Raw genomic sequence first — 21,868 nt, 5'->3', positions numbered from 1 at the left:
ATGGCTCGGGAGATTCTGCCCGTCGCCGACCAGGCGCAGGTGCGCGCCTACGCCAGGCGGCTGACGTTGAAGTACCCGCGTGAGCTCACCTTCGCCCTCGCGCTGCACGCCTTGGCCGCGGTTGCGGGGCTCGCCGTACCGTGGCAGCTCGGCCGGCTGGTGCAGGACGTGCAGGAGGGCGGGGACGTCAACGGCGTCCTGGTGGCCGTCGGCATCGGAACGTTCCTGGTGCTCCAGTCGGTGCTGATCCGCTTCGCCGTACTGGCCTCCTCCAGGCTGGGTGAGAAGGTGCTCGCCGAGCTCAGGGAGGAGTTCGTCGAGCGGGTGCTGGCGCTGCCGCTGTCCACGGTCGAGCGGGCCGGTTCCGGCGACCTGATCACGCGGACCTCGCGCGACGTCGACTCGCTGTCGAGGACCGTGCGCCACGCGGTGCCGGAGACGCTGATCGCGCTCGTCACGGGGGCGATCACCGTCGGGGCGATGCTGCTGGTCAGCCCGCTGCTCATGCTGCCGATGCTGCTGGCCGTACCCATCATCTGGATCTCCACCCGGTGGTATCTCAACCGGGCGCGCGACGGCTACCTGCGGGAGAACGCCGCCTACGCGGACATGACGGAGGGCCTGGCCGAGACGGTCGAGGGCGCGCGCACGGTCGAGGCGCTCGGCCTGCAGGACAGGCGGCACGCCCGCACCGACGGCGACATCTCGCGCTCGTGGGCGGCCGAGCGCTACACGCTGGGCCTGCGCACGGTGTGGTTCCCCGCCGTCGAGCTGGGCTACGTGATCCCCGTGGTAGCCGCGCTGCTGGTCGGCGGGATGTTCTACATCAACGACTGGGTGACGATCGCCCAGGTCACCTCGGCCGTCCTGTACGCGCAGCAGCTCATCGACCCGCTCGACAGGTTCCTGATGTGGATCGACGAGCTGCAGGTCGGCGGGGCCGCGATGGCACGCCTGCTCGGCGTGGCCAACGTGCCCGACGACCGTACGGCGGGCGCCGAAGCCCCGCGCGGCGAGCACCTGGTGGCCACCGACGTCAGGTACTCCTACCGCGAGGGGCACGACGTCCTGCACGGCGTCTCGCTGTCGCTGCGGCCCGGCGAGCGGCTGGCCATGGTCGGTCCCTCGGGAGCGGGCAAGTCGACACTCGGCAGGCTGCTGGCAGGCATCCACGGCCCGCGCACGGGCGAGGTCACGGTCGGCGGCGTGCCGCTGGTCGACCTGCCGCTCGACGACCTGCGGGGGCACGTCGCGCTGGTGACCCAGGAGCACCACGTCTTCCGCGGCACGCTGCGCGACAACCTGCTGATCGCCAGGCCCACGGCGTCCGCCGACGAGGTGCTGGGCGCGCTGGTGGCGGTCGACGCGATGGAGTGGGTCGAGTCGCTGCCCGAGGGGCTCGACACGATGGTCGGCTCCGGTGGCACGGCGATCTCGCCCGCGCACGCCCAGCAGCTCGCGCTGGCGAGGCTGGTGCTGGCCGACCCGCACACGCTGGTGCTGGACGAGGCGACGTCGCTGATCGACCCGCGCGCCGCGCGGAACCTGGAGCGGTCGCTCGCGGCCGTCCTCGACGGGCGCACGGTGATCGCGATCGCGCACCGGCTCTACACGGCGCACGACGCCGACCGGGTGGCCGTCGTGGAGGACGGGCGCATCAGCGAGCTGGGCTCACACGACGAGCTGGTCGCGGAGGGCGGCTCCTACGCCGCCCTCTGGGCCAGCTGGCACGGCGCGCCCGCGCCGACCGCCCGCTGATCACTTCCAGAACAGCACCTCGGGGTAGGCCTTGGACGGGCCGTCGAACAGCGGCCCGTCCTCGCCTCTGAGGTGCTCGTCGAGAAAGGCCGCGACGTAGGCGCGGGACCTTGACGGCGCTGCCCGGCGTTGCCGACCATCAGCACCGGCTTGTCCAGCTCCGCCACCACGGGGGCGAACGTGCCGTCCAGGTTCACCGCCGCCTTCACCCTGGTGTCGGACATGCGAACTCCACCTGACGGAGGCGACGGTGAAGGCCCACGTCAGCAGGGTGCTCGCCAAGCTCGGCCTCGCCAACAGGGTCCAGGCCGCCATCCTCGTCCACGACACCGACCTCGGGCTTTGAATGATAGCTGTATCTATAAACCCTCGACTACCGGATGGCCAGGCGTTTCTGGGAGATCGCCGACCCCGCACTTGCTCTGCTCGTCCACGCCGTGGTCGGCGGAACGCCCGCCTACCGGCGCGAGTTCACGCTCGGAGACGCGCCGCGGAACCGAGAGGACTTCGGCCCATGGGTGATCCGCAATGTGCTCAACCCCGGGCGACCGCTGTTCCGCGAAGGCAGGTTCCTGCTGGCCGAGGAGCCCGAACTCCGCGACACCGCGCTCTACCACGGCGTCCTGTCGGCGATCGCCGCCGGCAATCACACGCGGGGCGGGATAGCCAACTATCTCGGGAGGAAGTCGACGGATCTCGGACACGCGCTCGTCGTGCTCGAAGACATCGGCATGATCTGCAGAGAGCCCGACGCCTTCCACGGCAAACGGTCGGCTTATCGCATCACCGAACCGATCCTGAACTTCTACCACGCGATCATGAGGCCGGAATGGACCGATCTGGAACGGCCGGGGCTGGCCGCGCAGGTCTGGGGCCGGTCACAGGCGGCCTTCCGCAGCAAGGTGCTGGGGCCGCAGGTCGAGCACCTCGCCCGCCTCTGGACTCGCTGGCATGCGGCCCCTGAGACGGTCGGCGGAAGGGTCGCTCGGGTGGCGTCGGGAGTGCTGCCCGACCCCGCCAACAGGACGGGGCACGAGCTCGACGTGGTGGCGTTCGCTCGCGCCGACGACGGGAGGGAGATGATCACCTCGATCGGTGAGGCGAAGAGCGGGGACGTGGTCGGGCGAGCACACCTCGAGCGTCTGGAGCGCGCTCGAGGACTGCTGCTGGCCAGGGATGAGCGAGCCACGCCCGAGACGAGACTTCTGCTGTTCAGTGCGGCGGGGTTCACGCCACAACTGGAGGAGATCGCTCGGGGGCGCGCTGACGTGCGGTTGGTCGGCCTGGACGGGCTTTATGAAGGTTCCTGATGTTGTCGGTGGGTTCTGGCAGGATTCGATCACCTTTCCCCCGGCTGAGGAGATCCGGTGCACGACTGGTTTGACGGTGCGCATGACAGTTTCTGCTTCACCTTCGTCCGTGACCTCGCGCCCGAGGAGGCGTTGAGGAGGACGGGCGCGCAGCCGTACGACGAGGAGGAGTGGGACGAGGACGACTTCGTCGAGGGCCTCATCACCGCCGAGCCCGTCGAAGGCGGGACGCTGCTGGTGGAGGACAACGGGTTCGCGGGCACGCTCGACACGGTGCAGCGACCCCTGTCGGCGGGCACGGTGACGGCGGCGGTGTTCCGCAACGTCAACCACGACCAGGTGTTCGTGTACTGGGAGGACGGGGTGGAGATCCTCTCGTTCGACCCCCAGTTCCCCGCCGAGTCGCGGGCGGGCGCCGACCCCGGGCGGTTCCTGCCGCTGATGACGGAGCTCGGGCTGATCGACGCGGACGGCGAGGACGGGGCGGACGCGGGCGTCCATCGGGCGCTGGCGCTGGCGCAGCGGCTCACGGGGCTCAGTGTCGGGGAGGAGATCCCGGAGGGCGAGCAGAGCGTCAGGGGCGTGCTGGAGCACTACTGACGGCGCGTCCGCTCCGCGGCGGGCGGGCCGGACCCCCACGCGCGGGAGTGCCGAAGGCTTCAGCGCGTGGGGGTGACGGTCAGGCCGTGCCCAGGGACTTCTTGAGGAAGTCGACCTGGAGCAGCAGCAGGTTCTCCGCGACGACCTCCTGCGGCGTCATGTGGGTGACGCCCGACAGAGGCAGCACCGTGTGCGGGCGTCCCGCCGACAGCAGCGCCGAGGACAGGCGGAGGGTGTGGGCGGCCACCACGTTGTCGTCGGCCAGGCCGTGGATCAGCAGGAGCGGGCGGTCCAGCTTGGCGGCGTCGGCGAACAGCGACGACTGGTCGTACACCTCCGGCTGGGCGGCGGGGTCGCCGAGGTAGCGCTCGGTGTAGCACGTGTCGTACAGCCGCCAGTCGGTCACCGGCGCGCCCGCGATGGCCGCGTGGAAGACGTCGGGGCGGCGCAGGACGGCCAGCGCCGACAGGTAGCCGCCGAACGACCAGCCGCGGATGGCGACCTTCGACAGGTCGAGGTCGTCGGGGTACTGCTGGGCGACGCCCTGGAGCGCGTCGATCTGGTCGTCGAGCACGGGCGTGGCCAGGTCGTTGACGACCGCGCGCTCGAAGGCGGGGCCGCGCCCGGGCGTGCCGCGGCCGTCGATGACGACGACGGCGAAGCCCTGTTCGGCGAACCACTGGCTGGTGAGGTACATGCCCTGGGCGGCGAGGACGCGCTGGGCGTGCGGCCCGCCGTACGGGTCGAGGAGAACGGGCAGCTTGCGCGAGCCTGGCTCGTGCCATGAGGGGAAGACGACCGCGGTCGACAGCTCGCGGGCGCCCGCGCGGCCCAGGTGGACGCGCAGGTCGAGGCCGGGACGCTCGGCCAGCGAGGGGATCGGGACGGTCATGCCGCTGGGCAGGACGACGGTGGTGGAGACGCCCTCGTTCTCGAGCGACTGCTCCGTCAGGACGCCGACGCCGCCGGACAGACGGCCCGAGTAGACGCCGGAGGCGGTCGAGACGGGCATGAGGGAGTGGCCGTCGTAGGTCCAGAGCTGGATCTCGGTCGGGTCACCGCTGGCCCTGAACAGGACGGTGTCGCGGTCGATGTCGAGCACGTCGCGCACCTGCAGGGTGGGCGGCGTGACCGCGCGGTCGCCGACGAACAGCCGCCTGCCGCCCTCGTCGTCGGCGACCCAGACCAGCGAGCCGTCGTCGAGATGTCCTGGCACGCCGGTCACGATCTCGACCCAGGCCTCGTCGGTGTCCTCGCGCAGCAGGGTCGACGCGCCGCTCGCGGGGTCCACGGAGAACAGGCGCAGCGCCTTCTGGTCGCGGGACATGGTCACGATCGACAGCGCGTGGGCGTCCCACGAGGCGGTGGTGAGGTACTCGTGCTCGAACGGCACCGCGACCCGCGAGCCGTCCAGTCCGATGACGTAGAGCTCGGTGCTCGCGTTGGCCGTGCCCGCCGCGGGATACCTCTGCGGTACGGCGGGGCGGTCGGGGTTGGCCGGGTCGGCGATGTACCAGGTCTGGACGGGCGCCTCGTCGACCCGCTCGACCAGCAGCGCGTCGCTGTCGGGCGACCACCAGTAGCCGCGGAGGCGGTCCATCTCCTCGGCGGCGATGAACTCGGCCATGCCGTAGGTGACGGTGTCGGCCTCGGGCTCGGCCAGGGCGCGGTCGTCGCCGGTGGCGAGGTCGTGGACGCGGAGGCCGCCCCTGGTCACGTAGGCGACATGCCGCCCGTCGGGGGACAGGCGGGGGTCGATGACCGGGCCCGCAGTCTCCAGCCGGCGGGTGGCGCCCGTGGCCAGGTCGGCGACGTACAGGCCGCCGGACAGGGCGAACACGGCCGTCGTGACGGCGGAGTCGGTGGCGTAGGCGACGACGCCGCCCGCCTGCTCCCTGGTGCGCTCGCGGCGGGCGCGCTCCTCGGGCGGGAGGTTCTCGTCGTCGGCGTCGATGGCGCGCGGGTCGACGAGGAGGCGTTCGACGTGGGTGGCGGTGTCGAGCTCCCACAGGCAGGTCACCGGGTCGGTGCCGGACTGCGTGCGCAGGAAGAGGACGCGGGCGCCGTCGGGGGAGATCGTGAAGCCTCTGGGCACTCCGAGGGTGAACCGGCGGGTCCTTGCGTGCAGGCGCGGGAAGCTCTCACTCATAAGCCCCCATCTTGCCAGGTGAGACGCCCGGCCTGCGCGGCCGTACGGCCTCCGCCTGATCCCGGCGAAGGCGCCCTGTGCGAGGGATCGGGGTGAGCCCGTGGAATACGCTCGGGGCATGAGTGATCGACGCCTGATGCTCGTCCATGCCCACCCCGACGACGAGTCGATCGGGACCGGCGCCACCATGGCCAAGTACGCCGCAGAAGGGGCGCACGTCACGCTCGTCACCTGCACGCTGGGCGAGGAGGGCGAGGTCATCCCGCCGGAGCTGGCTCACCTGGCCTCCGACAGGGACGACGCGCTGGGCCCCTGCCGCATCGGCGAGCTCGACGCCGCGTGCAAGGCCATGGGCGTCGACGACCACCGCTTCCTCGGCGGTCCAGGCAGGTGGCGCGACAGCGGCATGATGGGCGTCGACGACCACCGCTTCCTCGGCGGTCCAGGCAGGTGGCGCGACAGCGGCATGATGGGCGTCGCCGCCAACGACCGTCCTCAGGCGTTCTGGCAGGCCGACCCCGACGAGGCCGCGGCGGAGCTCGTGAAGATCATCCGTGAGGTGCGGCCGCAGGTCATGGTCACCTACGACGAGAACGGCTTCTACGGGCACCCCGACCACATCCAGGCCCACAGGGTCGCGTGGCGGGCCTTCGCGCTGGCCGCCGACCCGGGCTTCGGCGAGGGCGAGCCGTGGCGGGTGGCCAAGTTCTACTACACGGCCACCGCGAGGTCCGTCATGCTCAGGACGGCCGAGGAGATCGGCGAGGCGGAGATCGCCTTCGCCGCCGAGAACGTCGAGGACGTGCCGTTCGGGGCGCAGGACGACGAGATCACGACCGAGGTGGACGCCAGGCCGTACCTGGTCAACAAGCTGGACGCGTTGCGCGCGCACGCCACCCAGATCATGGTGGACGCGCCCTGGTTCGCGCTGTCCAACAACATCGGGCAGGAGGCGTTCGGGGTGGAGCATTTCATCCTGCGCAGCGGGGTCATGGGCGCGACCTCGCCGAGCGCGCCGATCGAGGCGGGAGGGCTCGGTGAGCCTCACACCCTCGAGAAGGACCTGTTCGCGGGCATCTACTAACCTCCTCCGTTATGGAGCAACGGAGCCACGCCGAGTCCGCGCTGGCGGGGGCCGCGTACGGCATGCTGGGCGTGCTGGGAGTCGTCCTCGGCGTGGTGGGCGGGTTCACGCACGCGTATTACGTGGGCGGCACGTGGCCGCTGGCGGCGATCGCCTGGGTGCCCGCGATGTTCGGGGTGTGCTTCTGGGCGGGCCGGATGATGCGCTCCAAGTTCGGCGCTTCGGCGGCGGCCGTCGGGTGGCTGCTGGTGTCGATGGTGTTCTCGCTGAAGCGGGCGGCGGGGGACCTGGTGATCGCCGGTGACTCGGCCGGGTTCATCTACCTCTACGGGGCGATGGTGGCCGTGGTGGTCGCCGTCCTGCTCTCGCCGTCGTCGGGCGGCTCGTGGCTGCTCAAGGGCATCGACCAGCAGGCCCCTGTGACGTCGCGGCCCCCGCCGACGCTCGACGGGGGCCGCTGACAGCCGCCGGTCTACGGAGTCGTCTCCGGGGCGGGCGTCGGGGTCGGGGTCGGGGTCGGGGTCGGGGGCGCGATGTCCTGCGACCCGTCGTCCTGGCCGTCGCCGTCCTGGTCACCGTCGTCGGGCGGTGTCGTGGTCGGACAGGTGGTGATGGCCGGGGTCGCCGCCAACGGTGTCGCCGCAGGCGGTGTCGCCGCGGACGGGGCCGTGGCGGGAGTCGTGACCGGGGCCGTGGCCGGAGTCGTGACCGTCTCCGGCTGTACCGCGGTCGGCGTGGTGCCGCCCGTGGTGCCGTTCGTGGGGGCGACCTGGGCCGTGGGGGCGGGGGTGCACGTGACGTAGACCGTGGCGGTCGGCGCGGGCGTGATAGTGACTGTAGAGCCCGTCGTCACCGTGGTGGTCGCCATGGCGGTGACGGTCGCGGCCACCGTCGTGGTGGCGTTCACCGTGGTCGTGGCGTTCACCGTGGTCGTCGCGCCGACCGTCACCGTGGCCGAGGGGGCCGCCGACGCCGTCACCGTCGCCGTCGACGAGGGGGTCGCGGTGGCGGTGACCGTCCGCGTAGGCCAGGGCAGCACCTTGAGCGAGACCGCGGCCTTGCCGTCCTTCTTGTACGTCCCCTTGCCCAGCTTCGTGGAGGTCTTGCCCGCTCCGGTGGTCACCGGCAGGGAGGTGCTGGCGGTCCTGCAGGACTTGCCCTTGCACACCTTCTGCTTCACAGTGAAGCGAGCCGCTCCGCCGTACGTGACGGAGACATCCAGGTACGCGACGCCCTTCTTGCTCACGACCTTGGTGGTCGCCGTGTACTTGGCGGCGGTCGACGTCGGAGTGGGCGTGGGGGAGGGGCTGGTGGAAACGGGTAACTCCAGCCGGTCAGCCGTGGGGGTGTCGGTTGCCGAGGAGGTCTGGGTGACGGCGATGCCGCCGACTGTGGCCAGCGCCATGGTGCACACCAGGGCGGCCAGAATGATGAATCTCATGATCCTGCTCTTGGGGGAGATTTCAGGACGGGGATCATTATTCCGATTTGTCAAGTTCGGTCAAGGGTGAGACGCATGGAGAGGCGGCACCGGATCCGTAGGATCGCGAACTTCGTCAACCTTTCCACCCCTCTAGGCCTGCTGATCTCCGGTATCGGAGGGGCGGCCAGGAAAAGCGGCCCCAACGGACTCATTCTCGCGTACGGCTACCGCTACGGCTTCCCCGTCGCGGGCGCCTTCACCATCGGGAACGTCGTCGTGACCAAGCACCCCGAGTCCTACCTCACCGGCAGGCTCCTCGACCACGAGGGCAGGCACGCCACCCAGTGGGCCTGGTGCGTCGGCCTGCCCATGCTCCCGCTCTACTTCCTCTCCCTCGGCGTATCCATGCTGATCTGCGGTAATCAGGCCGCCTACAACCCCTTCGAGCGCCTTGCGGGGCTCGAGGACGGTGGATACCCCCGCAAATCACCATGGTGGCGAAGGAATAGATCGCTCCCTGAGGGGATCAAGAAGGGGAGTGATTGACCCGTCACCCAGGGGAGCGCGCATGACGCAGACCACCCAGCGAACAGTCCCCGCCCGGCCCGCCACCTTCGTCGACCGCCTGACCGCGCCGCTCCCGGCCTTCCGCGAGCTGCTGAGCGTCACCTGGCACGGCGGGTTGCGGACGAACATCGGCGACATCGACCAGATCCCGGTGCTCAGGGGCGGCCCGCCGCAGACGACGGGCACGGTGGTCACCTGGGTGGGTCACGCCACCTTCCTGCTGCGGGTCAACGGACTGACGATCCTCACCGACCCCGTGTGGTCCCGCAAGATCCCTGGGGTACGGCAGCGCCTCACCCCGCCCGGCGTGGCGTGGAGCGATCTGCCCAGGATCGACGCGGTGGTGATCAGCCACAACCACTACGACCACCTCGACGCCCCCACGATCAGGCGGCTGCCGAGGAGCACGCCGATGTTCGTGCCCGCCAACCTCGGCAGGTGGTTCACCAGGCGGGGGTTTCGCGACGTCACCGAGCTCGACTGGTGGGAGAGCGCCACGCTGGACGGGGTGAGCTTCGACTTCGTCCCCGCCCACCACTGGAGCCGCCGCACGCCCTGGGACACCTGCAGGTCGCTGTGGGGCGGCTGGGTGATCGACAAGTCGATCTATTTCGCCGGTGACACCGCCTACGGGCCCCGCCTGGCCGAGATCGGCGAGCACTTCCCCTACCTCGATCTGGCGCTGATGCCCGTCGGCGCGTACGAGCCGCGCTGGTTCACCAAGGACAACCACGTGAACCCGGCGGAAGCCGTCCAGGCGTGCGTCGATGTGGGCGCGCGGCGGATGGCGACCATGCACTGGGGCACGTTCGTGCTGTCCGGCGAGCCACTCCTGGAGCCCGTACGGCTGGCCCGCGCGGAGTGGGAGGCGCGCGGCCTGCCTCCCGCCGACCTCTGGGACCTGGCGGTGGGGGAGTCGCGCCTCCTCACGGCGTGAGCGTCAGCGTGTGCCTGGCGGCCTTCCTGATCGAGTCGAGCTTGGAGTTCATGGGCGTGGTCCGCCCGTCGGCCCACAGCGGCGCCTGGTCCCAGTAATTGTCGTGGAAGGCGTGGCCCGAGGCGCCGGTCAGGTTGATCCAGCGGGACCTGTCCATGTCCGCCAGGTCGACGATCATGCGCATCGAGGGGACGGCCGTGACGGCGTAGTCGTCCTGGATGTTCCAGCCCGTGGCGTTGACGGCGTCCTTGTTGCCCGGCGAGCCGAACGGGCCGCGGTTGAACAGCGACTCGATCGGGCCGATGCCCGAGGTGCCGAAGGTCTGGTTGGTCAGCGTGAGCGCGTGCAGGTCTCCCCACCGCCACGCCTTGACGTCGGCGCCGAGCCGTACGGCCAGCTCCTGGTGGGCGTCGGCCATCGCGGCGCGCAGGATGTCGTCGCGGGTCTCGGTGAAGTTCTTGGTCGTCACGTCGTCCCAGAACGGGTCGTCGGGGCGCTCCAGCAGGTTCCGCACGACCTCGTACCAGCGGTCGCCGCCCGTGGGCCTGGCCGCCTCCGGCAGCTCGTCGTTGAACGTCGCCATGAGCAGGTGCCGCCAGACCGCGTTGAAGTAGGCGGCGGGGGCCGAGTCGAGGCCCTGCGAGCCGTCCCAGCCGCGCAGCAGCGCCTGGGCGTCGGCGCTGGGTCCCGCGAGGCCGACCTTCAGCAGTTCGGGGACGAGGACGTCGGCGAGGCCGTTGTGGGTGTCCTGCTGGATGCGGCTCATGGTCTCGGCGTCGATTTTGCCGGACTTGGTCGCGTCCTCGACGCGGTCGAGGATGCGCTTGGCGCGGTAGCCGTACGACCAGTCCTTGGTGAGGAGCGGCTGGTAGCGGTCCGGGCTGATGACGGCGTTGTTGGCGGTGACCACGAAGCCGTCGGCGGGGTCGGAGACGCTGGGCAGCCGGTCGTAGGGGATGGCGGACTTCCACTCGTACTGGCCGGTCCAGCCGGGGACCGGCCAGGTGCCGTCGCCCTTGGCGCGCACCGGGATGCGTCCTGGCGCCTGGTAGCCGATGTGGCCCTCGGTGTCGGCGTACACGAGGTTCTGCGCGGGCACGTCGAACTGCGAGGCGGCGGCCCGGAACTCGTCCCAGTCGCGCGCCTCGTTCAGATCGAAGATCGCCTCTGCGGCGGTGCCAGGGGTGAGCGCGGTCCACTGCAGGGCGACGGCGTTGGCCTCGCCCGACGGCTTGACGCTGCCCATCACCTCGTTCATCAGCGGCCCGTGCCTGGTCCTGCGGACCTTGATGGTCACGGGGTCTCCGCCCGCGACCTTGATCTGCACGTCCTTGGTCTCCAGCGGGAGCCACTGGCCCTCGTAGAGGTAGGTGTTGTCCTTGACCTGCTCCAGGAAGAGGTCGGCGACGTCGGGGCCCAGGTTGGTGAACCCCCACGCGATCGTGTCGTTGTGCCCGATGATGACGCCGGGCACGCCGGAGAAGGTAAACCCGGTCACGTCATACGCGCATTTTTCCGACTTTGTACGGCAATGCAGCCCCGCCTGATACCACACCGACGGCATCTGCGCCGACAGGTGCGGATCGTTGGCGAGCAGCGGCTTGCCCGTCGTCGTGTGCTCGCCCGAGACCACCCAGGAATTCGACCCGATCCCGTCGTGCTCCTCGGTCCCCATCAGGTCGGGCACCCTGCTGAGCGCCTCCGCCGCGCTGGTGAGGACCGCCGAGCCCTCGCCGAGCCGCGGCTCGCTCCGCTGGTCGAACCGGCCCTTGGCGATGGTGCCCTGCGTCACGATCGCCGGGTTCCTGTCGAACGGGTAGCCGGGGAAGAGCTGGTTGACCCGCTCTCTCGGCAGCTTGGTGGAGGCGAGCGCGCGGTCGATCTCGTCGTCGAGGTTGGAGCGAAGGTCCCACGCCATCGCCTTCAGCCACGACACCGAGTCGAGCGGGGTCCACGGCTCGGGGGTGTAGCGGGAGTTCTGCAGCTTCAGGATGGAGTATTCGAGGCTCCGGTCCGAGGCGTTCGGACGCTCCTTGAGGTAGGCGTTGACGCCCTTGGCGTACGCCTCGAGGTAGCGTTTGGTGCGGTCGGTGAGGTTGGCCAGCTCCTGCTCGGCCACCTCCCGCCACCCCATGGTGCGGATGACCTTGTCCTCGGTCAGCGTCGCCTTCCCGAACAGCTCCGACAGACGGCCCGCGGTGACGTGGCGGCGGAAGTCCATCTCCCAGAAGCGGTCCTGGGCGTGGACGTAGCCCTGCGCCATGAAGAGGTCTTCGGAGGTGTCGGCGTAGATCTGCGGGATGCCCCACGCGTCGCGGTATACCTCCACCTTGCCGGTCAGGCCGGGGAGCTTGATCGTGCCCTCCACCTGCGGGAACGACTGCCGCGTGATCCACACGCCGACGGCCGCGAGGACCAGGACGAGCGCCAGGAGTGCGGTCAGCACCCTCGCGAGCCAACGCAGCGGCCATGGCAACCACGCATACGGCCTGAACCTCACGAAGACCTCCCTCTGGCCTGTTTCGCACCAAGTGTCGCAGCCCTTTCAGGGTGCGACGACTCCGATCACGCCGGGTGACGACAAGATCGCGATCATGCCGCTTGCGGGGCACCCGCACCCGTGTCCGGCGTCACCCCCGAGGCGCCGGAGAGCCGCGCGCAACCCCGGGCCCGGCCGGGGCTCAGGTCCAGGTCTGGCCGTCCGGGGTGTCGGCCACCTTCACACCCAGCTCGGCGAGCTCGCCGCGCAACCGGTCGGCCGCCTCCCAGTCCTGCGCGTCCCGTGCCCGCGCCCGCTGGTCGAGCAGCTCGGCCGCTCCGGGAGGCAGCACCCGCACCTTCCCGATCTCCGTCGGCAGGTCCAGCCCGAGCACCTGGTCCAGGTGCAGGAACGACTCGAACTTCGCCCCGGGCGCCACCGACTCGTCCTTCTCCAGCTCCCGCAGCACCCGCAGCGCCGACGGGGTGTCGAGGTCGTCGTCGAAGGCGGCCTCCGCGCGCCGTACCCACTGCTCGGCCATGGGCGCGCTGGGCGACTCGGCCCACTCCGCGACCCTGGCCCGCCACCGGCGCAGGGTGCGGTCGGCCGCGCGCAGGGTGTCCCACGTGAGGTTCATCTGGTGGCGGTAGCGGTGCTCCATGAACGCCAGCCGTACGGCCAGCGGGTCGAGCCCCTCGGCGGCCACGTCCTGAAGCAGCACCACGTTGCCCGTCGACTTGGCCATCTTGCGCCCGTCGAACAGCAGGTGCTCGCCGTGCACCCACCGCCGCACCACCTCGTGCCCCGCGGCGGCGTTGGACTGGGCGCGCTCGTCCTCGTGGTGGGGGAAGCGCAGGTCGATGCCGCCGGTGTGGATGTCGATGTGCTCGCCGAGGAAGCGCAGCGACATGGCCGAGCACTCGACGTGCCAGCCGGGGAACCCTCGCCCGCCCCACGGGGTGTCCCAGGCCAGCTCGCGGCGCGAGTGCTTCCACAGGGCCCAGTCGGCGTGGAACCGCTTGCGGTGGTCGACGCCTTCCACCCGGTGCCCTGGCTTGAGCGCGTCGAGCCGGTTCCCCGAAATTTCCCCATACGACGGGAAGCTCTCCGCGGCGAAGAACACCGAGCCGTCCGGTACGGCGTAGGCGTGACCCTTCTCCATGAGCTTGGCGATCAGCTCGATCATGAGGTCGACGCACTCGGTGGCGCGCGGGGTGTGCTCCGGCGGACGCAGGTTGAGCGCGGCCGCGTCGCGGCGGAAGGCGTCCTCGTAGAAGCGGGCGAGGTCGAGAGTGGAGCGTCCCTCGGTACGCGCCTGCATGACGATCTTGTCCTCGCCGACCTCGGCGTCATCGACGAGATGTCCGACGTCCGTGATGTTCTGGCAGACGAGCATGCGGACCCGCTGGCGTTCCATGACCCTGCGGATGAGGTCGGACAGGAGGTAGGAGCGCAGGTTCCCGACGTGCGCGAACCGGTAGACGGTCGGGCCGCAGGTGTACATCCTCAGAGCCCTGGCCTGAGGGATGTCTTCGAGCCGCCTGGTGCGCGTGTCGTAGATCCGCAACATGCAACGAGCCTAGTCCGGCACGGCGGCCGCCCAAAGGCCCCGGTCGTGACGACCGGGGCCTTCTGGCAGGAGACGGGGCTAACCCGCGATCAGGGAGTCGCGCTCGTGGGCCGGCCGTGATGCCGGGCGTGCCTGCCGGTACCAGTCGAGGATCTGCTCACCGGTCCTGAACTCGACGTCCTGGTGGGCGCCGATGTGCTGGAGCGCCTGCTCGAAGTACTTCAGGCGGTGCGGCGCGCCCATGATGTAAGGGTGCACGACCAGCGCCATGACCCTGGCCGACCTCGCGGAGTCCTTGTGGAGCTGGTCGAACTGGTCGACCGCTCGCTGGAAGTACTCCCGGGCCGGATGATGCTGGATCAGCATCATGGCGACGTCGTTGCACTCCTGGGTGTAGGGGATGTTCACGATGGGCGAGGTTCGGGTGGCCAGTTCGACCGGCTGGTCGTCGAGGACCCAGTCGCACACGTACTCGTATCCCTCTTCGACGAGGATGTCCGGCGTCTCCCAGGTCTCGGTCAGCCCCGGTCCCAGCCAGCCACGGGGGCGGACACCGGTCGCGGACTCGATCGCCCGCGTGGTGGCCCTGATGTCCGCGCGCTCGTCCTCGACCTTCTGCATGTTCTTCTGGGTGAACCCGTGGCCGATGAACTCCCACCCGCGATCCCGCGCGGCTCCGGCGATCTGCGGATAGTGCTCGATGGCCTGGCCGTTGATGGCGAGCGAGGCCGGCACGCCCTGGCGGTCCAGCGATTCGAGCATGCGCCAGAAGCCGACGCGGTTGCCGTACTCGTGCCAGGCCCAGTTGGGGATGTCGGGGGCGGGGATGCCTCCCGCCGGGGGAGTGAGGACGGTTCTGGGCATGGGCTCGGTGTCGGACCAGGTCTCCACGTTGACGATGACCCAGACCGCCATGCGCTTACCGCCGGGCAGGCGGAGCGCGGGCCTGCCCTCGATGGGGTCGTACTCGAGCCTTTCACTGGGACGCATGGGTCTCTCCTTCGCCGATGGTCACGGTCAGGGCGGGCAGGCCGGTGATCTCGACATGAATGCGGTCGCCGGGGACCACGGCGGCGACACCGGCCGGGGTCCCGGTGTAGATCAGGTCGCCGGGCATCAGCCGGTAGGAGCGGGACAGGTGGCTGATGATCTCCGGGACGTCCCAGATCATCAGTTCCAGGCTCGTGTGCTGCCGCTGCCGGCCGTTGACGCTCAGCCGCAGTTCCCCGGACAGGGTGGAGGCGGCCTGCTCTGCGGGGAGGATCGGGCCGCAGGGCGCCGAGCGGTCGAAGGACTTGCCGGCCTCCCAGGGGTGCGCCAGGTCACGGCAGTCGCGCTGCCGGTCTCGCCGCGTCAGGTCGATGCCGGCGGCGAACCCGAAGACGTGTGCCCGCGCCTCTTCCACGCTGACGTCGGATCCGGCCGTGCCGATGGCGACGACCAGTTCGCCTTCGAACTGAAGGTCGCCGGTGTGGGGTGGATAGGGGATCGTGGAGCCATCGGGGACGACGGCGTCCGCGGGCTTCTGGAAGAAGAACGGGTCGTCGCGCTCGTTGCCCTCCCGCATCTCACGGATGTGGTCCAGGTAGTTGCGCCCGACACAGTAGACGCGGCGGACAGGAAAGGCTTCGGATCGTCCGCTGACCGGGACGGCCGTGGGCGCGAGTTGCCAGAGTGTGGATATCGTCATGATCATCAGTCCTGGGATGACGTGGTCGTGCTGAACAGGTGGGGGCGCAGGGCGAGGGCCAGGGCGGCGCCGAGCACCGAGAAGCCGACGATCTGCACCATGCCCGCGGTGATCCAGCCGGTGGCCGAGATCAGGCTGCTGAAGAGGAGACCGGCGAGGCCGGCCGCGACGTAGACGCAGGTGACGAACAAGCCTGCCGCGCGGCCCACCAGCTCGCCGTTGACGGATTTGACGAGATAGCTCGCCGCGGCCACGTACACGCCGCTGCTCGCGAAGAGTCCGAACAGGAACGAGAAGGTCGCCTGCCAGGCTGTCGAGGCGGGTCCGACGAAGAGGGCGCATCCGCACGCGGCGACCCCGACGTTGAGCGCCGGCAGCACGATCCGAGGGCTCAGCCTGTCGGCCAGATAGCCGCCGAGCGGCGAGGCGAACGCCGCCAGTCCTGACAGCCCGATGACGAACCCGGCTCCACCCGGGGTGTAGCCGAGCTGTCCGCGCAGGTAGCTGGCGTACAGGCCGATGAAGGCGAAGTCGGCGAGGCCGAAGAGGGCGATGATGGCGGCCAGTACGAGGGGGTTGCGGGACAGGAGCGTGCGCGCGCCGCCGAGGTGCCGCGCCGAGCTCGCCGCCGCGCTGGCCTCGGTGAGCCGTGGCGACACCAGCATCACGATGGCCAGCGCGAGGGCGATGCCGATGGCGCCGTACGCGAGCATCGGGGCCCGCCAGGTGCCGAAGTGTTCCAGCAGGCCGCTGCCGAGCGCGGGGCCGATGACCGACCCTGCGGCGAAGGCCATGTTGACGCTGCCGATCGCCACTCCACGGCGGGCGGGGAACGCGCTCGAAGCGACAGCGATGATCATCGCGAGTTGGAGCGCCTCGCCGACTCCGGACAGCACGCGCCACAGCAACATGTCGACGAAACCGGCGGAGGCCGCGGTCATGGCGGTCGCGAGCGAGAACACCAGGGTGCCGACGACGATCGTCCGCTTGCGCCCGAGCATGCGCTGGAGGTGCGCGGCGGGCAGGCCCGCCAGGCCCATCCCGATCGCGAACACGGTGGCCTGCAGTCCGGCCGCCTCGAGACTGAAGCCGTACTCGTGACGTACCTCGACGAGCAGGATCGGGAAGACCATGCGGTCCATGGCGTTGACGGTGTAAGCCAGCAGCAGCAGGCCGAACATCGCGACCGCGACTCCGGACGCCAGGGTTTCCCTCGACGGTGGCGAGATAGGGGCTGAGGGGGCTTTCATCGGTGACTCCCGAGGAGACCGCGGGCCCTGATCCGCATCGCAGCGACCTCTCTCTTGGTATGGTTCAGGTGTTCGGACGGGCTGGCGATAACCAAGCCGGCCTGTCCGGGCCTACCGCCGGGCTGGCGGGATGTGAAGCCTGTGGAGGCTACGTAAGACCGGTCGCCCACCTTCGGGTGTGCGGGGGCTGTCGCCTGTGAAGCAGGAAGATCCGACCCGTGAGGGCTGGAATCCCCCGGATTCATCCGTGGGGAGGATGTCAACGCAGACTCCCTTTCTCTGCGGTCGTTGCCGAATCCGAGCAGGACCGGAACGGGTCGGCAGGCCGGCACCAGTCGCCGGCCGCCGCGGCCCTGCGCAGCAGCGCGTCGCGGCGGGCCGCGGCCATGACGACGGGGTCGGACTCGCCGTCGGCCGGGACGAGCCGCCCGTGTCGCTTGAGAACACGGCCGTCGGCGATGACCGTGTCGATGTTGTCGATGTGGCCGGTGTAGACCAGCGCCTCCACCGGATCTCCCGAAGGGACCAGGTTGATGTCCGACGAGCGGAGGATCACGAGGTCGGCACGCTTGCCCGGGGTGACGGAACCGATGGTGTCCTGGAGTCCGAGGTCCTTGGCGCCGTCGATCGTCGCCAGCTGGAGCAGCCTGCGCGGAGTGATCAGGGGGGAGCCGGTGCGAGCGGCCTCCACCGAGATGATCGCGCGGAGGTGCCCGAGGATGTCCGCGCTGGTGGGCATGGCGAGCGTGTCCAGGGAGAGCGACACCTGCACCCCGGCTTCGAGGAGTTCCGTGAGCAGCGGGAAGCCCATCGTCCTCATCTCGGTGAGCGGGCTCAGGGACACCCGGGTCCGCGTGCGGGCCAGCGCCCCGATGTCGTTCTCGTCGGCGTGCACCGCATGGATGACCTGCACGTCCTCGCCCAGCAGGCCGAGCTGTTCGAGCCGGACCAGTCCGCAGCTCCTACAGCCCTCCTCTCGCAGGCATCGATCGCAGTGCATGGTGATCGGCAGACCGAGCGAGCGCGCCGTCTCCCATTCGCGCTCGTACACCTCGGGAGGGGTCCGGTACGGCCCGCGCAGGGCGACGCCGAAGCCCAGCCGGCCGTCGAGGTGGTCGTGAGTCCAGCGCGCCCGTAGCCTCGCCAGGTCGTCGAGGTCGTTGGTGCGGTCGGCAGGCGCGGAGTCGGGGGGACCGTAGGAGAAGCGCCCGCGCAGCCCGGAGTCCAGGTGCGCCTGGATGTTGGCGTCGGCGTCCCTGGGCCCGCGAACGTTGTGGTCGAAGTTGTGCACGGTGGTGATGCCGCCGTTGACGGCCTCGGCCAGGCCGAGACGGGCCGCCCAGTAGAAGTCGTCCAGCTCGAAGTGCGGCGCGAGCGCGCGTTTGACGGTGAAGTAGTCGGTTCCCGGCCGGTCGCCGACCGTGCCGCGCAGCAGCGAGTTCCACAGATGCCAGTGCGTGTCCACGAAGCCGGGCAGCGTGATCGTGCCGGCGGCCTCGATGACCTGCACGTCGTCGAGCTCACGGTCACCCGTGTGCGGGCTGACCTCGATGATCTCGCCGTCGCGGACGAGGATGTCGGCGCGTGGAACGTCCCCGATGGCGGGATCCATCGAGATCACGTGAGTGCCCGCAATGAGCAGGTCGTGTCGTTGGTGCATGGTTACCTCATGAAGAGTGCGATGGACAGCACGAGACCGAAGCCGACGATGAGCCGGCGAAGGTAGTGGGGCGGCACGCGCCGGGCGAGCACCACCCCGCTTCGACCACCGGCGAGCCCGGTGAGTGACATGACGGCGACGGGGATCCACTCCACGGGGCCGAACGCGGTGAAGCAGAGCGCGGAGACCAGGCCGACGACAAGTGACAGGGCGCTCTTGAGCGCGTTGAGCCTGTGCAGGTCCTCGCTCAGGAAGGTTCCCAGGACGGCGAGCATCATCACGCCGAGCCCGGCGGCGAAGTAGCCGCCGTACAGGGAGACCACGAACTGGCCGGCCAGGAGTCCGAGCCCCCCGGTGGCCGCCCTCGTCCCGCTGAGACGTCGCGCCACCATGCCCTGCATGGCCAGGGCGAGGACCGACGCCAGGACCAGGAAGGGGACGACGGCCGTGAACCGCTCCGCCGGAGCGCCGAGCAGGAGCACCGATCCGCATGCCGCGCCGGCGACGCTCACCGGGGCCAGCCGCCGGGCTCTCGGCGCCACCGCCGGCAGCTCGTCCCGGTAGCCGGCGAGGCCGCCCAGGTAGCCGGGCAAGGCGGCCAGTGCGCTCGTGACGTTGGCCGTCACGGGTGAGTAGCCCATGGCCATGAGGGCGGGGAACGAGATCAACGATCCTCCGCCTGCGACGCCGTTCACGGCGCCGGCCAGGAACCCCGCGGCGGCGAGGACGGTCACTTGCGCGATGTCCAGCATGTTTCCCCTCCCTTCTCTGAGGTGGTAGCCAAAGTATGCATTGCATGCAATGCATGTCAACAGTGATCGGGCCGCATTGCATGCAACGTATACTGACTGTTATGGCGATCTCCTACGATTCCCAGCCCGGCAGCGCCCACGCGGTGTACGTGGCGCTGCGACAGCGGTTCTCAGACGGCCAGTACGCCCCAGGCCAGCGGCTGACCGAGACGGCTCTGGCCGCGGACCTGGGAGTCAGCAGGACGCCTGTGCGTGAGGCGATCGGCCGCCTGCTGGCCGAAGGGCTGGTCATCCCCGCCGCCCGCGGAGTCGCCGTCGCGGCGCTGAGCCCGAGCGAAGCCGCGCACCTGTTCGTGCTGCGCGCCGACCTCGAAGCGCTGGCCGCGGAGCTGGCCGCCCATCGGCAGGCGCTCGGCCGGCTCGCCCCCGCCGAGGTCGACGCGCTCGACCGGGCCGTGGACGAGGTCGAGGTCGCGGTGGAGGCGCGGGACGCCCGCACGTCCGCACGGGCGAACCTGGCCCTGCACCGCGCCATCGCGGCGGCGGCGGGCAACCCGTTCCTCGAGGACGCCCTGCACCGGGTATGGGACCGGATCGCCGTCACGACCGTGGCGAACCTGGACGACCCGCACTGGGCCGGTGAGATCACCGACCAGCACCGCGCCATCGTGGCCGGTATCCGAGCCGGAGACCCGCAGGCCGCCCGGCACTCCGCCAAGGCGCACATCGAGGCGGCAAGCCGCGCCTACAAGCCGGCCACCTGAGTCAGCGCGGCCCGAACCTCCGCCGGCCGACCCGGCCCGCGGGCGGCTACTCGCCCAGGAAGGCCAGGATGTCCCGGTCGCCGCGCTCACGGAGCCGCGCCAGGACCTCCTCGCGGGTCGCCGTCTCCGGCAGCCCCACCCGGGCCCCGATCAACCGCAGCCCCTCCGCCTCCGAGTCCACCGGAGCCGTGTACCCGATCAGGTGCAACGCCCTGTTCAACGGCCGCAGCGCCGGCTGGGCCGCGGGCAGGAACCGCGTCAGCAGCTCCCCGCCGTCCGACACCGTCAGGAACACGTGGTCCCCCTCGGACGCGTTGAACTCCGCCAGCACGTTCCGGATGGACCCCATCGTCGGCTGGTTGTGCCACGAGATCACCACGTCCCCCGAAGGCGCGGACGCGGTCAGCGACCCGCCTGGAGCCATCCCCAGGTGCGCGGCGAACCCGGTCGGCAGCGGCGAACCCGACCCGCGCAGGTGCTCGGCGTTGACGTCCACCCTGTGCCACCAGCGCCCGTCGCGTGACCTGAAGCACCGCCGCGTCTCGGAGACGTCCTTGCGCGGTTGGTAGCCCGGCTGGTCGGGCGCGGCGACCCTGATCCACCCGCGCTGCGACCGCTCGAACCCGGGACCGCCCGAGTAGGCGCGCACCGAGCTCTCGCTCACGTCGTACCTGGACGTCAGGTTGGCCACGATGGTGTTGACCGAGGCCTCGCCACCGGCACGCTCGATCTCCCTGGCGATCATCTCCCTGATCCCCAGGTACTCCTCGCCGCCCCACCGCGCCAGGCCGTACTTGTTGCGATCGACCCTGTGGAAGCGCGCGTCGGCCGTGAGCTGGTTGCGGATGCCGACCAGGCTGTAGTCCTCGCCGATCCGCTCCTGGATCTCCTCGGGCGTGAGCGCCTTCCCCGAGACGGCCAGCACCGCCTCCGCCTTCTCGTTCACGCTGCGCGGCCAGAGCATGACATGTCCGTCGAAGACCCGCAGCTGGGGCACCGAGGCCAGCCATCGCTCGGCGACGTCCTCGCGGATACCGAGCTGCGCGGTCATACCGACCGCCTCGGTCATCACCCTGGGCCCCTCGGTGAACAGCTGCCTGGTCTTCTCCCGCAGCTCGTCGACGCCGCCCGCGATCAGCCAGCCGTCGACCTGGTCGTAGCCGGTCAGCAGCGTCCTGACGAACCGCCACACCGGGATGCCGAGCGTGATCAGCTCCGTGCGGTGCCACGGCGCCGCGTCCGCCAGATCGTCGGCGGGTACGGCGGCGCCGAGCTGCCCCCGCAGCCGCGTGACGTGCGCGAGCAGCGGCGCCGCGTTGGGAGAGGCCAGCCACGCTTCCACATGGTCGCGCAGGTCGCGCTCGATCTGCCTGATCCGCTCACGCGTCACGGAGAAGCGCTGCGCCAGGTCGTCGAGCGTCGCCCGCTGCTCGGCGTAGACGCGGTCGCGCGCGATCGTGCGCTGCCGCTCGTCGACCGAGACGAACAGCTCGTCGACCAGCTGGGGCAGCGCGACGGGCCTGACCTCGGCGACGGGTTCGAGCAGCCGCTCGAAGACGCCGCTGAACAGCTTGTGGACCACGTCGCGGCCGAGCCCCTCCGGCGTGCGCTCGCTCTCGGCGGGGTCGGAGAACCTCAGCAGCGGCAGGATGTCGCCCACCTGCAGATGCCCCCAAAGGGCCACGGCCACGTCGGCGAGGCGGCCCGCGACGGCCTGCTCGCCGATGACGGCGCACGCCCGGTCCAGCGGGATCGACTGCCACCATGCTTCGGGCAGCTGAGGATCATCCGCGAGCGGTGCGATCTGGACGGGAGAGGTCCAGCGCAGGGGTGGCGCGAGGTCACTCAGGCTGAGATTCATTGGGGTCCAACCGG

The 21,868-nt window shown here is 70.4% G+C and carries 18 protein-coding genes and 1 pseudogene; 9 read left to right on the top strand and 10 right to left on the bottom strand.

Going from position 1 to position 21,868, the window contains the following annotated elements; all coding sequences use genetic code 11:
* The 4 genes and pseudogenes from AB0B45_RS27605 to AB0B45_RS27590 all read left to right on the top strand — a co-directional run bounded on the left by AB0B45_RS27605 (nt 1) and on the right by AB0B45_RS27590 (nt 3,668).
* On the top strand, nt 1-1,758 hold the full coding sequence (locus AB0B45_RS27605; protein WP_358136030.1) for an ABC transporter ATP-binding protein: 1,758 nt from the start codon (nt 1-3) through the stop codon (nt 1,756-1,758).
* A gap of 226 nt (nt 1,759-1,984) precedes the next feature.
* Nucleotides 1,985-2,104 (top strand): annotated as a pseudogene (locus AB0B45_RS27600) (LuxR C-terminal-related transcriptional regulator); the annotation flags it as partial.
* 34 nt (nt 2,105-2,138) lie between these two features.
* Nucleotides 2,139-3,068, top strand: a complete 930-nt coding sequence (locus tag AB0B45_RS27595) for a hypothetical protein (protein WP_358136027.1) — start codon at nt 2,139-2,141, stop codon at nt 3,066-3,068.
* A 57-nt stretch (nt 3,069-3,125) separates the two neighbouring features.
* Nucleotides 3,126-3,668, top strand: coding sequence for a DUF6461 domain-containing protein (locus tag AB0B45_RS27590; protein ID WP_358136024.1), 543 nt, complete (start codon nt 3,126-3,128; stop codon nt 3,666-3,668).
* Between the two features lie 79 nt (nt 3,669-3,747).
* Here AB0B45_RS27590 and AB0B45_RS27585 read toward each other — a convergent pair whose 3' ends face one another.
* On the bottom strand, nt 3,748-5,817 hold the full coding sequence (locus AB0B45_RS27585; RefSeq protein ID WP_358136022.1) for a prolyl oligopeptidase family serine peptidase: 2,070 nt from the start codon (nt 5,815-5,817) through the stop codon (nt 3,748-3,750).
* Nucleotides 5,818-5,935: 118 nt separating this feature from the next.
* Between AB0B45_RS27585 and mshB the strand changes: the two genes are divergently transcribed.
* Nucleotides 5,936-6,901 carry an N-acetyl-1-D-myo-inositol-2-amino-2-deoxy-alpha-D-glucopyranoside deacetylase gene (mshB, locus tag AB0B45_RS27580; RefSeq protein WP_358136019.1) on the top strand — a complete coding sequence of 322 codons (966 nt, stop codon included), beginning with the start codon at nt 5,936-5,938 and terminating at the stop codon, nt 6,899-6,901.
* An 11-nt stretch (nt 6,902-6,912) separates the two neighbouring features.
* The gene (locus AB0B45_RS27575; RefSeq protein WP_358136017.1) at nt 6,913-7,362 is read left to right on the top strand and encodes a DUF6113 family protein; all 450 of its coding nucleotides are present in this window, start codon (nt 6,913-6,915) and stop codon (nt 7,360-7,362) included.
* A gap of 11 nt (nt 7,363-7,373) precedes the next feature.
* Here the strand turns inward: AB0B45_RS27575 and AB0B45_RS27570 are convergent, their stop codons facing one another.
* Nucleotides 7,374-8,342: a hypothetical protein gene (locus tag AB0B45_RS27570; RefSeq protein WP_358136014.1), complete on the bottom strand. Its 969-nt coding sequence runs from the start codon at nt 8,340-8,342 to the stop codon at nt 7,374-7,376.
* A 75-nt stretch (nt 8,343-8,417) separates the two neighbouring features.
* Here AB0B45_RS27570 and AB0B45_RS27565 point away from each other — a divergent pair, with 75 nt between their 5' ends.
* Both AB0B45_RS27565 and AB0B45_RS27560 read left to right on the top strand, forming a co-directional pair.
* Nucleotides 8,418-8,870: a hypothetical protein gene (locus AB0B45_RS27565; RefSeq protein WP_358136011.1), complete on the top strand. Its 453-nt coding sequence runs from the start codon at nt 8,418-8,420 to the stop codon at nt 8,868-8,870.
* 22 nt (nt 8,871-8,892) lie between these two features.
* Nucleotides 8,893-9,828 (top strand): MBL fold metallo-hydrolase, encoded by a 936-nt coding sequence (locus AB0B45_RS27560; protein ID WP_358136008.1) that lies wholly within the window; start codon nt 8,893-8,895, stop codon nt 9,826-9,828.
* Here AB0B45_RS27560 and AB0B45_RS27555 read toward each other — a convergent pair.
* From AB0B45_RS27555 to AB0B45_RS27525, 7 genes are all read right to left on the bottom strand, one after another.
* Nucleotides 9,818-12,328 (bottom strand): penicillin acylase family protein, encoded by a 2,511-nt coding sequence (locus tag AB0B45_RS27555; protein WP_358136005.1) that lies wholly within the window; start codon nt 12,326-12,328, stop codon nt 9,818-9,820. The genes AB0B45_RS27560 and AB0B45_RS27555 overlap by 11 nt on opposite strands.
* Nucleotides 12,329-12,509: 181 nt before the next feature.
* The gene (gene cysS, locus AB0B45_RS27550) at nt 12,510-13,877 is read right to left on the bottom strand and encodes a cysteine--tRNA ligase (RefSeq protein ID WP_358136002.1); all 1,368 of its coding nucleotides are present in this window, start codon (nt 13,875-13,877) and stop codon (nt 12,510-12,512) included.
* A 78-nt stretch (nt 13,878-13,955) separates the two neighbouring features.
* Complete coding sequence (locus AB0B45_RS27545; protein WP_358135999.1) at nt 13,956-14,867, bottom strand: polysaccharide deacetylase family protein; 912 nt, start codon at nt 14,865-14,867, stop codon at nt 13,956-13,958.
* Nucleotides 14,854-15,567, bottom strand: a complete 714-nt coding sequence (locus AB0B45_RS27540; protein ID WP_358135997.1) for a fumarylacetoacetate hydrolase family protein — start codon at nt 15,565-15,567, stop codon at nt 14,854-14,856. Before AB0B45_RS27540 ends, AB0B45_RS27545 begins: the two co-directional genes overlap by 14 nt.
* A 5-nt stretch (nt 15,568-15,572) precedes the next feature.
* Complete coding sequence (locus AB0B45_RS27535) at nt 15,573-16,817, bottom strand: MFS transporter (protein ID WP_358135994.1); 1,245 nt, start codon at nt 16,815-16,817, stop codon at nt 15,573-15,575.
* 259 nt (nt 16,818-17,076) lie between these two features.
* Complete coding sequence (locus tag AB0B45_RS27530; protein ID WP_358135992.1) at nt 17,077-18,477, bottom strand: amidohydrolase family protein; 1,401 nt, start codon at nt 18,475-18,477, stop codon at nt 17,077-17,079.
* Between the two features lie 2 nt (nt 18,478-18,479).
* On the bottom strand, nt 18,480-19,229 hold the full coding sequence (locus tag AB0B45_RS27525) for a sulfite exporter TauE/SafE family protein (protein ID WP_358135990.1): 750 nt from the start codon (nt 19,227-19,229) through the stop codon (nt 18,480-18,482).
* A gap of 101 nt (nt 19,230-19,330) precedes the next feature.
* Here AB0B45_RS27525 and AB0B45_RS27520 point away from each other — a divergent pair, with 101 nt between their 5' ends.
* A complete protein-coding gene (locus AB0B45_RS27520; protein WP_358135988.1) occupies nt 19,331-19,993 on the top strand; it encodes a GntR family transcriptional regulator in 663 nt (220 codons plus the stop codon).
* Nucleotides 19,994-20,039: 46 nt separating this feature from the next.
* Here AB0B45_RS27520 and AB0B45_RS27515 read toward each other — a convergent pair whose 3' ends face one another.
* Nucleotides 20,040-21,854, bottom strand: coding sequence for a sigma factor-like helix-turn-helix DNA-binding protein (locus AB0B45_RS27515; RefSeq protein ID WP_358135985.1), 1,815 nt, complete (start codon nt 21,852-21,854; stop codon nt 20,040-20,042).
* Between the last annotated feature and the right edge of the window lie 14 nt (nt 21,855-21,868).

Origin of the sequence: Nonomuraea sp. NPDC049152, from assembly GCF_040648355.1 — a bacterium.
GTDB lineage: Bacteria > Actinomycetota > Actinomycetes > Streptosporangiales > Streptosporangiaceae > Nonomuraea.
The sequence above is the reverse complement of the archived record's forward strand: the minus strand, read 5'-3'. Positions and strand labels throughout refer to the sequence as shown.

What these genes read in the sequence shown, in the direction of transcription:
- AB0B45_RS27595 (WP_358136027.1), top strand. Translation starts at nt 2,139, where the DNA reads ATGGCCAGGCGTTTCTGGGAGATCGCCGACCCCGCACTTGCTCTGCTC.
- AB0B45_RS27575 (WP_358136017.1), top strand. Translation starts at nt 6,913, where the DNA reads ATGGAGCAACGGAGCCACGCCGAGTCCGCGCTGGCGGGGGCCGCGTAC.
- AB0B45_RS27565 (WP_358136011.1), top strand. Translation starts at nt 8,418, where the DNA reads ATGGAGAGGCGGCACCGGATCCGTAGGATCGCGAACTTCGTCAACCTT.
- AB0B45_RS27540 (WP_358135997.1), bottom strand. Translation starts at nt 15,567, where the DNA reads ATGACGATATCCACACTCTGGCAACTCGCGCCCACGGCCGTCCCGGTC.
- mshB (WP_358136019.1), top strand. Translation starts at nt 5,936, where the DNA reads ATGAGTGATCGACGCCTGATGCTCGTCCATGCCCACCCCGACGACGAG.
- AB0B45_RS27585 (WP_358136022.1), bottom strand. Translation starts at nt 5,817, where the DNA reads ATGAGTGAGAGCTTCCCGCGCCTGCACGCAAGGACCCGCCGGTTCACC.
- AB0B45_RS27545 (WP_358135999.1), bottom strand. Translation starts at nt 14,867, where the DNA reads ATGCGTCCCAGTGAAAGGCTCGAGTACGACCCCATCGAGGGCAGGCCC.
- AB0B45_RS27525 (WP_358135990.1), bottom strand. Translation starts at nt 19,229, where the DNA reads ATGCTGGACATCGCGCAAGTGACCGTCCTCGCCGCCGCGGGGTTCCTG.
- AB0B45_RS27560 (WP_358136008.1), top strand. Translation starts at nt 8,893, where the DNA reads ATGACGCAGACCACCCAGCGAACAGTCCCCGCCCGGCCCGCCACCTTC.
- AB0B45_RS27605 (WP_358136030.1), top strand. Translation starts at nt 1, where the DNA reads ATGGCTCGGGAGATTCTGCCCGTCGCCGACCAGGCGCAGGTGCGCGCC.
- cysS (WP_358136002.1), bottom strand. Translation starts at nt 13,877, where the DNA reads ATGTTGCGGATCTACGACACGCGCACCAGGCGGCTCGAAGACATCCCT.
- AB0B45_RS27570 (WP_358136014.1), bottom strand. Translation starts at nt 8,342, where the DNA reads ATGAGATTCATCATTCTGGCCGCCCTGGTGTGCACCATGGCGCTGGCC.
- AB0B45_RS27515 (WP_358135985.1), bottom strand. Translation starts at nt 21,854, where the DNA reads ATGAATCTCAGCCTGAGTGACCTCGCGCCACCCCTGCGCTGGACCTCT.
- AB0B45_RS27520 (WP_358135988.1), top strand. Translation starts at nt 19,331, where the DNA reads ATGGCGATCTCCTACGATTCCCAGCCCGGCAGCGCCCACGCGGTGTAC.
- AB0B45_RS27535 (WP_358135994.1), bottom strand. Translation starts at nt 16,817, where the DNA reads ATGAAAGCCCCCTCAGCCCCTATCTCGCCACCGTCGAGGGAAACCCTG.
- AB0B45_RS27530 (WP_358135992.1), bottom strand. Translation starts at nt 18,477, where the DNA reads ATGCACCAACGACACGACCTGCTCATTGCGGGCACTCACGTGATCTCG.